This is a genomic window from Chryseobacterium sp. GW823-FHT05E08, from assembly GCF_058795655.1.
Map to the genome: position 1 here is coordinate 300,295 of NZ_JBXAHY010000002.1, position 12,271 is coordinate 312,565.

Here is a 12,271-nt window from a genome sequence, read left to right on the forward strand (position 1 = left end):
CTAAAGCCAGATGATTTGCCTTTTCTGTTAAACGGGCTAAAGCCCGTTCCTATTGATAAAGATGAGAATAAAAAAAGCGAAGAGATTGATTCCCTTCGCTTTTTTTGTACAATTTTTTTTTATTGAAGACTATTAATATCCAGGATTTTGTGAAAGGTCATTCGATGCGTCAAGCGTTGCCTGAGGAATCGGGAAAACCCTTCTGTAAGGTTGAGAAGCTGGTTTTGCAGTTCCCGGAAGATCAAACTTCCCGAATCTTATCATCGCTTTTCTTCTGTACATTTCCCAGTATAGTTCGTATCCGGATTCTTTAAACAGCGTATTAGCATCTAATGAAGTAAGCGCAACTCCGGGAGCATTACCGTTTAAGGCATCACGGGTTCTGCCTGTTCTTAAAATATTAACATCAGCTAAAGCACTTGCAATATTTCCACCTCTGAAATAGGCTTCTGCTCTCATCATATAAATTGTTCCTAGTCTATACAAAGGTACATCCATTCCACTTGTCCCATTATTTCCATAACCCGGATCAAATTCAAACTTGAAATTCCTTACCCCTCTGTTGATCTGAGACTGAGTAAAGACAGCTTCTGAAGGATTGTCAAAATTTAGTTCAGGTGTAAAATCTGCAGCAAGTGTCGTGTTTTTTTCTGTGAATAATTTATAAACTTTAATTCTTCCATCTGCTGTCATATCAAAGCTTCCGTTGGCAAGAAGTTTTGGACCATATTGCTGCCCAACCTGCAATCCTCTGTTGAAATGGAACCAAGGTTTCCCTGTTCCTTCTACTTTACTTGTTGAAGGTACGCTTACATCAGTTCCATCATTTCTGAACCAAGTTCCATCTTCATACTGGTAGCTTCTTTGAAAACGGGGATCATCATGATTTCCGTTCCAAGAATAATAGAATTCTGGTGTGATACAAGATGCATTGGTTCCTCTGTTATCAGGAGAAGGTTTCTGGATTCTTTCCATTGACATATAAGCCAAGTCATTATCCGCATTTCTGTTCGAGTTTTTCTTCTGAACAATCGTGAAGATCATTTCTTTACTTGTATCATTATTAATATCAAAATTGTGGAAATAATTAGATTCTAAGCTGAATTGACCTCCATTGATCAATAAATTAGAATACTGAATTACTTTATCCATATCTGTTCCTCCACCATTCACAGCCTGTTCTATAAAATTAAAACTACCTGCTGTTTTATTTTTAAGAACTGCTCTGTTCAGATACATATCTGCCAATAAAGCATAAGCCGCCTGTTTTGTGAATCTTCCAGCGTGTGTATTCTGAGTTTTAATATCAGCCAAATTAGGAATAAGACCTTCTACTTCTGTAATTAAAGCATCGATATAAGTATCTGCTTTTCTGATCTCAATCGGTGCATTTAAATCGCTTGGATCTCTGTACGGAGCTTGTCCGAATAAATCTAAAGTGTTGTAAGTATAATAAGCCAACAATCCTTTTGCTTCTGCTAAAAATAAGGTCTTATTGCTTACGCTACTTTTGTTGATACTTTTAATTGCCGTTAAAGATTTTGTAATCCCGGAAGTTAATTGATCCCAAGTCGTTTTTACGACATCATTGCTGGCATCCCATGTAAATTCGTGCATGGCTCTCCACTTTCCGCCGTCTCCCCAGTCGCTTCCTCTTGTTGCCAATAAGGCTTCATCGGTAGAATATTCCTGTAATGCAAAAACACTTCCATGGTCTACAAAAGTTCCGTCACCAAGCTGTCCGTAAGCTGCAGCAATTGCACTTTCGGGGTCTGCAAGATTTTCAGAGCCCAATACCTCATCTACCACTTGCTCGTCAAGATTTGTACATCCCATTAAGGCCAATACAAAAACAGATAAAACGATTTTATTAATATGTAAAAAATTAGATTTCATAATTCTTTTTAGCTTAAATTAAAATTTAACAGTTGCTCCCAAAATGAAAGTTTTCGCAGATGGATACGTAGTGTAGTCAATTCCCAGAGATTGGTTTCCTCCAACCTGTTTGTTGGTGTCAACAAGAGGATCGTAACCTGAATAGTTGGTAATCGTTAATAAATTCTGCGCACTTACGTAAAGATTAATGCTTTTCAAAAACTTCAGTTGATGCATATCGAAAGTATATCCCAGTCTTACGTTATTCAAACGAATAAAGTCTGATTTTTCAAGATATAATGACGATAATTGCGGCTGATTTGTGAAGCTCGCGCCTGAATCATAAAATTCTTTCAAAACGTTTCTGTCTGATGCTAAGTTGTTGATATTTAAATCCAATGCTGTATTGTTCAATAAGTAACCACCCGTCTGACCGATGAATGAAAATGCAAAATCAAACTTTTTATATTTCATGTAAGAATTGATCCCGAAAGTGAAATTCGGAATAGCTCCTTCGAAAATTTTTCTGTCTTTCTGATCGATCCTCCCGTCTCCGTTAATATCTTCATAGATGTATTTTCCGCTGGCATCAACACCCTGATAATTCAACATAAAGAAAGATCCTGCTTCATATCCGTTTTTATAGATATTTGCCGTAACTCCTGAAAGTCCGGGCCCTGAAACTTCACCTGAATAAATTGCCGTAACCGGAAGGTTTTTAACTTCATTATTTACCGTTGCTCCGTTTACATCAAGATTCCATGTGAAATTCTCATTTTTAATAATTTCTGAACCTAAAGTAAACTCAAAACCCTTATTAACAATCTGTGCATCAACATTTTTCCAAACCAAAGTTGTTGGACTCAATACTCTTGAAGGAATATTAAGAATTGGATCTTTTGTCGTTTTGTTGTAATACTCTAAAGATCCGTACAATTTGTTTTTCCATAAGCTGAAATCTGTTCCGATATTTATTTGTTCCACCACTTCCCATTTCAGATCCGGGTTTAATGTTCTTGCGATCTTAACTCCATTGATTAGATTTAAATTATCATATAAATAATATCCTCCATCCTGAGCTAACGAATAACTATCCTGAGTAATTTTGTTCGGAACTTCCTGATTACCTGTCTGTCCCCAGCTTCCTCTTAATTTTAATTCATTAACAATTTGAGAATCTTTCAGGAAATTTTCATTTGAGATCGTCCAACCAACTGCAGCTGAAGGGAAGTAGCCATATTTATTGTTACTTCCGAAGCGTGTAGAACCATCGGCTCTTAAGGAAACCGTTAATAAGTATTTTTTATCAAAATTGTAATTTACCCTTCCAAAATAAGACTGTAATTCGTTTGACTGATTATATCCCGCTCCCGGAATGAATGTCTCTCCAGAATATCCAGGATTAATTTCCGGGGCAACTCCTGCTCCCTGATTAGCAATATTTCTAACCCCGAAATAAGTTCCTGATGACTTAAATTTTTGATAAGAGAAACCTCCTAATAAGCTGAAATTATGTTTATTTAAGCTAAGATCGTACGTTAAATAATGTTCCAAAAGCACATTATAAGAGTCTAGATTTGCCTGAACATACATTCCTTTTGGAGTTCTGTCGGTGATGTTCGGATACATTGTTGTGTTCCTTTCCGACATCGTTTTGTCGATACCTAAATTGAATTTATAATTCAACCCCGGTAAGATTCTCAACGTTGCTTCCGTATTTCCTAATACTCTGAAAGTATTTGTTTTATCAGTATAAACACTCAATAAATACAATGGATTGTAGTGAGCATTCATGTTGAAATTGGTGTAATTTCCGTTTTGATCGTAAACAGAACGTGTAGGATTCGCCATCAAAGCGTGGATAATTACCTGACCATCAGAACCTGCATTGGCTCCGTTCGGAATTCCGGTTTCTTGAATGTCACTCGCCGTAAGATTTAGTTTAACTTTTAATCTTTTATTGTCAAAGAAAGATTCTTCGGCATTCAAACGAGCGGTTGTTCTTTTAAAACCACTGTTCAGCACGATACCATCCTGATCCATGTGGGAAAGTGATGCAAAATAATTCCCTGTTTCCGTAGATTTTGAGAATGACACCGAATGATTCTGAGAAACTGCACTTCTGTAGATTTCATCCTGCCAGTCTGTGTTTCCACCGTGGTCATACAATTTATCAACTCCTGCAGCTCTATATTGATCTGCCGTTAATAAGTCTAATTTTTTAATCACAGAAGAGAAACCTAAATACGTATCATACGTAAACATCGGCTCTCCTTTTTTACCTCTTTTTGTCGTTACCAAAACAACACCGTTTGAACCTCTTGCTCCATAAATAGCCGCTGCAGAGGCATCTTTTAAAACAGTGATTGATTCAATATCTGAAGTATTCAAAAAGTTCAACGGGTTTTTAGCCTGAGCATTTCCTAACCCAACGTTCGGACTTTGTGCGCTTACCGCATCATTACTCAAAGGAACACCGTCTACAACGAATAAAGGCGTACTACCACTTCTGATAGAACCAATTCCTCTTATCGAAACATTCACTCCTGCTCCAGGTTCACCGCTCGACTGAACGATACGAACACCGGCAATTTTTCCCTGCATCAAATTATCAACAGAAATATTCATTCCTTCTTTGAAGTTTTCTGCCTTCAATTGACTTACAGCTCCCGTTAAATCTGATTTTTTCTGAGATCCATAACCTACCAAAGTAACCTCCTCAATAGAAGTAGCCGCTTTTTTAGATTGAAGTTTAATTGAAACTGATGAAGAAGTGATCTTCATTTTTTGTACTTCGTATCCATCATAAGAAATAGATAACGTTTGTCCTACAGAAGCGGAAATAGAAAAATTTCCTGAAGCATCGGTAGTTGCCGTAGCTCCTGTTTCAACGACGGTGACTTTCGCCCCTTCCATCGCTGAACCATCCTGATCTGTGACATTTCCGGCAATTGTTTCATCCACCCGAAAGGAAACAGAATGAGTTTTTGTAAATCCTTCAGCATGAGCTTGGTTTGCCACCAAAAAGATCAATGCGATCGGAATTAGCTTTTTAAATTTAAAAAAATTAATTTTGTGGTACATATCATTAAGTAAAGTAAGTTGTAATTAAACGATGCTTTGCTTAGTAAAAAAGCCGCTGTTGTTCCCGCAACAGTGGTTTTCTTTAACTTGATCTTCGTTTCATTTTCGGCATACAAAGTAAAATGATATACCACGAAATCATTTTAACATAATGTTATCTTAAAATCAATTAAACTTAAATATCTCAAAAAGAGAAAATAAAAACATATTCATTATCAGTAGTTTACGAAGCTGTGTTTTTTATCATTCACACAATCTTAAAAAACACTTAACATAATATATAAATCGTCTGATAAGAAGAGTCATTAATTTCGCCATTACAAAAATTGACGAAATGAAAAAGACCGCTTTTATAGTCTTGTACCTATCTACTTTAAATCTATTTTGGTCGCAATCTCAGAATCTTAATGATTTAAAAATTAATGAAATTCAGGTAATTGGCTCTCACAATAGTTATAAGAAAGCTATTCTTCCAGAGGTTTACAGCTATTTATCTAAGAAAGATTCTATGAATTTTCTTCCCAGAATTCAATATGAACACATTCCTATACCTCAACAATTAGATTTAGGATTAAGAAATTTAGAAATTGATGTGTATGCAGACAGCAAAGGAGGAAAATATGCTCATCCGAAGATTTTAGACCTTGTAAAAACAACACAGCCTTTCGATCCTGAAGGAAAAATGAAAAAACCAGGCTATAAGATGATCCACATTACAGATATTGATTATCAGACTTGGTATTACACATTAGAAGATTGCTTGAAAGATCTTAAAAAATGGTCAGATGCCCATCCGGATCATGATCCTGTATTCATTACACTAGAACCTAAAGATGGAGAAACCAACAGATTTGGCACGGAACCTGAACATTACACTTCAAAACTTTTCGATGATCTGGATAATGAATTGAAAAAATATTTAGGTAAAAATAAAATTATAACTCCGGACGATATTCGCGGTTCTTATAAAACCTTGAACGAAGCCATTTTACATAAAAACTGGCCAACAGTGAAAGATGCCAAAGGAAAATTCCTTTTTGTACTTGATAACAATAGTGAAAACAGGGATATTTATATGAAAGAACATCCTTCTTTGAAAGGAAGAATGGTTTTCACCAATTCCTCTCCTGGAACGCCTGAGTCTGCTGTTTTAATTATGAATGATCCAAGTCCTAAGATTAATGATCTTGTAAAACAAGGCTATATCATTCGAACAAGAGCCGACGCCGATACGATGGAAGCGAGAAAAGAAGATTATTCGAGATTTGAAAAAGCAAAGGAAAGTGGCGCGCAGGTGATTACCACAGATTATTATCAGCCGAGTAAGCTTTTTAAGTCAACCTATAAAATCAGCTTTGATAACAATACGTATGAAAGGAAAAATCCTGTGACCGGAAAATAATTAAAATGATATTAAAGGAGAGACTGTCTGATTTTTGGGCAGTCTTTTTTGTTTCTAGTAAATATTTTAAACACAAATAACACTAATTTTTTTCACGAATAACACAAAGATAAACGCAAAAATCCGTGAAATCCGTGAGAAATAAAAAACTACAACCTCCTTATTTCCTGTTTTTGCAAATCTATCTCGAAATGATCTGCAGGATCTCCGTTTGACAATAAAGAAAGTATTTTGAAGACCGATTTTAATTGTATGATGAAAGGATCTTGGGATTGATTAGTTTCAAATAACTTTTCCAACTTTTGATATTGTTGCAATCTTTCTTTAGGAATGTCTTTTTTAGCCAGTTCATCCGCAGATTGAAATTTATATAAATCAAATAACAAATCTTCAAAACTCCATTTTTTGAATGATTTTGAATCAAGTCCTGTTTGCTTTGTTTCTGAACCTGAATTTTGCGCTAATAAAAGTAGGTCTTCACCATTTAAAGATTTCGCTTTTTCTATAAACTTTTTTGGCCAATCATTCGGAATCATTCTCAAACGCACTAATTCTTTTAAGTGAAACAGCATGAAGTCGTGATAGGATTTTGTTTTTAAAATGTTTTTATTCCAAAGTATAGCATTCTTGTTTTGACTTAATGCATCATATTCCTTTTCATACAACGGAAATAATTCATCAAAACGAAGAACATCATTTAAAACTTCCGTTTGTACTTCCATTTTTTCATGAGAATGAATTGTCAGAATTTTATAGCTCGGCAAATACGCCGCCAATGACGGAACCTGAACATTGACCAACATTTTATCTCCGATTTTTCGAATTCCAGTATCGTTGATGTGCATATGTCCGGCAAAATGTATTCGCAAACCGGCTTCTGCAAAGGCTTTGGCAACATCTTCATCCGGAACTCTTTCTAATTGCCATTTTTTTTCTCCCAGCAAATTTTTAATCTCATGAGTTGCTCCGTCATTAAAATCAACCATCGGATAATGCGTAAATGCAATCAGGGTTTTACCATTTAATTTTGCTTTATCTGCAATCTTTTTCACCCACTTGATCAAATGTTTTTTATTGGTCAAGACGTTATTATATCCAATGCTTGCTCCATTATAGTTAGAAGGATCATTTGGATTTCCGTTGAGGTTTTTAGGAATATAGGTATTTCCATCAATTGCCATCATCCAAATTCCTTTCACCGGTTCAACAACATAACTCAAATCGGGAACAGAAAAACCCTTCGCAACGTTATACATTCTTCGGGAATAATCCGCATTTTGTAAAGCTTTTTCGAATGAATAATTTTTATAAGTATCCAGATCAAAAGGAGTGCTCCAATACAGATTTTCTTTTTTGGGATAAAAACCGAAAGCTTTTAATTCATCCAAAATTTCTAAATATCCAGATTCTGCGATGTCTTTTGTAATGATTCTATTCTTTGTTTTTCCAAGATTTTCTTTGCTGTAAATTCCTAATGGGGTTCCATCTTCACCGAGAAAATCATCTTTTCCCGCATCCTGCCGAAACGGGCCAACAGGATCGTGATTTCCTGTGGTTAGGTAAAAATCAATTCCATACTTTTTATGATACTGATCTAATATTCTATGAAGACCACGCAGGTTGTAGGCTTGCCCGTCATCCGAAAAATCTCCGGGCATGGCGACTATTTTAATTCCTTTTGTTGCAATATCTTCCAACGCTTTTAGAAAGGCAAAATAGTTTTCATTAAAAATTCTCGTGGAATGCAATTGCGAATCCATCGTTCTTAGAATGGTGGGTTTTGCTGTTTTAGGATTGATAATTCCTTTAAAATTATTATCCGAAAAGCTTCCATACAAATCCTGAAAATGCACATCGGAAAGAAATGCAATTTGTACAGATTTTTGCTGTGCCGAAAATAGAGTAAACGTAAAAAGTAAAAGTGAAAATATTCCTTTGTTCATCTTAAAATAAGACGAAAGTAATAGATTCTTTTGTGAATTGCTTTAATTGAATTTTAAATAATTGTGAAGGAAATTATTATTGCTCACCATAAGTCGCAATAATGTGGTCAGTTGCTTCTTTTAAAGTCTTTCCATTTTCAGGATGTTTGCCAAAACTTGTAAAAAATTCGACATGGTTATCACTTTTATCATACCAAACTTTTCCCTTAGAATTATCAATTGTAAGCGTATCTGGCCTTGTATTCTTTTTTAAATATATAAACATATTTGGATTCATTGGAATAACTTCAATTTGGGGTCCAAGATAACTACTGTCGGTCGCCAAGTATCTATCTCCATCCCAATACATAAAAGGTTTCTCAATTGCAGGAGAACCCCAACACGAAATTAAATTTAAAGGTTTAGAATTTTTATTATTAGAAAACACAACACCTCCCGATACGAGAAGTAAAACAAAAGTTATTTCTAAAATACCCAATCCATTTTTCTTGACAAAATCAGGTAATAAAACTGTTGGAGTTACAGTAATAAATATTTGATGAATCTTTTCAGATATATCATTAAAGCTTAATGTGAAAGTTTTTAAATCATCATTTTCTATGTTCACTCTAATGCAGAAATTTTTAAAGTTATCATATCCAATATATTTACTTAAATAATCCAGAGCAAGGTCATCAATGTTATAGTCTCTATTTTCTTCGACTAAATTTTTATAATATCTTACATATGCTCTCTCTTCTCTTTCAAAGCCATATTGTTCCTCAAAAAGTGAACTTAGATATGATGCAATAGAACTTTTATTCCCGCGAGGAATTTCATTTTTGGCTTTTTCAAACACGGTTTTCACTAAAAATCTTTTCTTCTCATACATAAATTTTCAGGTATTAGTTATTTGCTGTCCAAATTAGACAAAAATCGGACAACTAATTTACGGTTTACCATAAAAATCAAACATTTACACTCTATCTACCTGTCTATCGTCTGTCTGTAGATTCGAATATTTCTATCAGATATTTGTAAAAGAAATCAGGGACAGAAAATAAAGAAAATCAAAAACCTTATTTCAAAATCACCAGATAAAACGGAGGAAAACTCCGGGTTGGGAAGCAGATGTTTCTCCTCCGTTTTTGAAGGTTCACTTCCCAAAAAATTTAAGAAGCGCTTCGAAATTTTAACCGTGTAAAACTATCTGCGATCTGTTTCGCAGGGAAGAACACGAATGCTTTAACAATAAATTTTTTGAAAACATGATCCAGTTTATATTAATGCTATTAGGCTTAGCATTCTCACATAACAACGCAAATACAACAACGTGTAACGATAATAACGGAAACCCTGTAACAGTGCAAAACGGACCAACTGATCCAATTACAGGAACCGGAGAAGACGGAGGGCCAGTAGGAGGAAATACAGGACAAATACCTCCTCCATTTACTCCAACTAATCCTTAATATTAAAAAAGGCAGATTGTATAATCTGTCTTTTTTCTTATATTGTACCAAAACTAACTTCATGAAATACACGCTATTGATTATTTTATTGATGGTCTTATTTTCCTGTAAAGAAGATAATAAAGCAAAAGAATTAGAACTTTCCACCAACTCCTTTTTTGAAAAAGCGAAAGAGTATAATAAAAAAAATATTGCGGATTCGGCTTTTTATAATTTTAATTTAGCAAAGAATTCTTTTTTAGATAATAAAGACTCAATTGGTGCTGCAAGAGCTTTAGCTAACATGGCACAAATTCAAACAAGTAAAGGTGATTTTTTTGGATCAATCAAGACTTCATTAGAGTCAAATAAATTACTTAAAGACGAAAAAGATGTTATTGTTACAAAAACATTAACTTCAAATTATAATAATATGGCTATTGCATCTAATAACCTTAAGGTTTTTGACAGTGCATATATTTATTATAAAAAAGCCTTAAGATATGCCAATAATGATGAAGATAAATATATCTGTTATAATAATATCGGTGATGCTTTGATAAGTGAAGGAAATTTAAAACTTGCTAAAGAATATTTAAAAAAAGCAATTTTAACTGATAGAAATTATAACTATTCAAGAGCAATAAACAATTATGCAAAGGCTAAATATCTTGACGATAAAAACTATAATCCCTTACCTGAATTTTTCCAGGCATTGGAAATTCGGGAAAAGACAAATGACGAATGGGGTAAGAATTCCAGTTTTGAAACCCTATCTGAATATTATTTAAATAGAGATAAAAATCTATCCCTGAATTTTGCAAAAAAAATGCTTCAGTCTGCTATCAAAAATAAAAGTATTGATGACCAAATAATTGCTTTACAAAAAATTATAAGGCTAGATCCTGAAAATTATCTGGAAAATTTTCAAAGATTTGATTTTATTAGCGACAGCATTCAGACAGCAAGAAGTAGAGATAAAAATCAATTTGCTGTCGTAAGGTATGATTTGGAAGCAAAAAACGCTGATAATCAAAGATTAAAATCAAAAAGTTTCAAACAAGATATTGGTATTTCCTCTTTAGTACTAATATTAATCGGAGGTACTTTCCTGTACAAAAGAAGACAAAAAAGATTAAAACAAGAAAACGAATTAAAAATAAAAAACAATCAACTCAAACTCTCCAAAAAAGTACACGACGTTGTTGCTAACGGTATCTATCAAGTAATAACCAAAATTGAAAATCAGGAAAATATTGATAAAAATGAAATGCTGGATGAGCTGGAATTCGTCTATGAAAAATCAAGAGACATCTCTTATGAAAAAATAGATTCAAAGGAAGGTGAGGAAGATTTCAGCAAGAAAATATCAAAGCTTATCGCCACCTTTAAAAATGAAACAGTAAATACCTACGTTGCCGGAAATGATGAGACCATTTGGAAAGATGTGAAATCATCAACTCAGGAAGAGGTTTATCAGATTATTAGAGAGCTTTTGGTCAATATGAAAAAACACAGTCAGGCAGACAGAGTTGTTTTAAAATTTGAAAGAATAAATAATTTTATCACAATTCATTACACAGACAATGGTTTAGGCGTTTCTGGAAAATTAATTTATAAAAATGGGCTCACGAGTACGGGTTCCCGTATAGATTCTATCGGCGGAGAAATTACTTTTGACACCAAAACCGAAAAAGGATTGAAAATTAATATTTCATTTCCTGTATCCTAAAAAAAGAGAAAAGAATGTTCAAAAAAATTTTAATCGCCGAAGACCACGAAATGGGCAGCCTGTCTATCCAAAAAACATTAGAAGATCTTAATATTCCCAATATTGATCATGTTTACTATTGTGATGATGCAATAGCAAAAGCTCAAAAATCTATCCGAGAAAATGCTCCTTACGATTTGCTGATCACCGATCTTTCTTTCGAGGAAGATCATCGTGAACAAACCATTAAGGACGGAAAAGAATTAATTGAGAAAATAAGAGAAATACAACCCTCTTTAAAAATAATTGTATTTTCAGGAGAACACAAATCAGGAATTATTGATTCGCTTTTTACAGAGTCTAAAATCAACGGGTACGTTCGTAAAGCAAGAAATGACTCAAGAGACCTGAAAAAAGCAATTGCATCCGTTTATGTTAACGAAAATTATTTATCCCTAGACCTTAAACAGGATGTAAAAAAGCTTAATAATTATGAGTTTTCAACTTATGATCTTACCTTAGTTTCCCTCCTTTCACAAGGTGTTCTGCAAAAAAACATACCTGTTTATCTTCAAAATAATAATATGAGACCTAACAGTTTAAGCAGTGTCGAGAAAAAATTAAACAGCCTAAAAGAAGATCTTGAAGTCACGAGCAATGAGCAGTTGGTTGCTTTTTGTAAAGATTTGGGGGTTATTTAATTATTTCCTCAATCATTTTTATATAAACCTTTCAATTTTTTTGAAAGGTTTTTTCATTTTACGGGTTCCCGTAAGGATTGGTTTTTAAAGCGTTATACTTTTGGAGTGTTAAATAATTAAAAAAT

Annotated in this window: 8 protein-coding genes; 4 read left to right on the plus strand and 4 right to left on the minus strand. The window is 33.9% G+C overall.

Features of this window, described 5'->3' with window-relative positions; translation table 11 throughout:
- Positions 1-132: 132 nt before the first annotated feature.
- Complete coding sequence (locus AC1Q7L_RS07280; protein WP_492304894.1) at positions 133-1,896, minus strand: RagB/SusD family nutrient uptake outer membrane protein; 1,764 nt, start codon at positions 1,894-1,896, stop codon at positions 133-135.
- A gap of 18 nt (positions 1,897-1,914) precedes the next feature.
- A complete protein-coding gene (locus tag AC1Q7L_RS07285; protein ID WP_492304895.1) occupies positions 1,915-4,959 on the minus strand; it encodes a SusC/RagA family TonB-linked outer membrane protein in 3,045 nt (1,014 codons plus the stop codon).
- A 334-nt stretch (positions 4,960-5,293) separates the two neighbouring features.
- On the opposite strand from AC1Q7L_RS07285, the gene AC1Q7L_RS07290 reads away from it, so the two are divergent.
- The gene (locus AC1Q7L_RS07290) at positions 5,294-6,361 is read left to right on the plus strand and encodes a phosphatidylinositol-specific phospholipase C1-like protein (protein ID WP_492304896.1); all 1,068 of its coding nucleotides are present in this window, start codon (positions 5,294-5,296) and stop codon (positions 6,359-6,361) included.
- Between the two features lie 149 nt (positions 6,362-6,510).
- On the opposite strand, the gene AC1Q7L_RS07295 is transcribed toward AC1Q7L_RS07290, so the two are convergent.
- Positions 6,511-8,304, minus strand: a complete 1,794-nt coding sequence (locus AC1Q7L_RS07295; protein ID WP_492304897.1) for a metallophosphoesterase — start codon at positions 8,302-8,304, stop codon at positions 6,511-6,513.
- Between the two features lie 76 nt (positions 8,305-8,380).
- A complete protein-coding gene (locus tag AC1Q7L_RS07300) occupies positions 8,381-9,175 on the minus strand; it encodes a hypothetical protein (RefSeq protein WP_492304898.1) in 795 nt (264 codons plus the stop codon).
- Positions 9,176-9,551: 376 nt separating this feature from the next.
- On the opposite strand from AC1Q7L_RS07300, the gene AC1Q7L_RS07305 reads away from it, so the two are divergent.
- The 3 genes from AC1Q7L_RS07305 (at position 9,552) to AC1Q7L_RS07315 (ending at position 12,146) form a co-directional block, all read left to right on the plus strand.
- Positions 9,552-9,755 carry a hypothetical protein gene (locus AC1Q7L_RS07305; protein WP_492304899.1) on the plus strand — a complete coding sequence of 68 codons (204 nt, stop codon included), beginning with the start codon at positions 9,552-9,554 and terminating at the stop codon, positions 9,753-9,755.
- Positions 9,756-9,816: 61 nt separating this feature from the next.
- Positions 9,817-11,466 carry a tetratricopeptide repeat-containing sensor histidine kinase gene (locus AC1Q7L_RS07310; RefSeq protein ID WP_492304900.1) on the plus strand — a complete coding sequence of 550 codons (1,650 nt, stop codon included), beginning with the start codon at positions 9,817-9,819 and terminating at the stop codon, positions 11,464-11,466.
- A 14-nt stretch (positions 11,467-11,480) separates the two neighbouring features.
- Positions 11,481-12,146 (plus strand): response regulator, encoded by a 666-nt coding sequence (locus AC1Q7L_RS07315; RefSeq protein ID WP_492304901.1) that lies wholly within the window; start codon positions 11,481-11,483, stop codon positions 12,144-12,146.
- Positions 12,147-12,271: the final 125 nt, after the last annotated feature.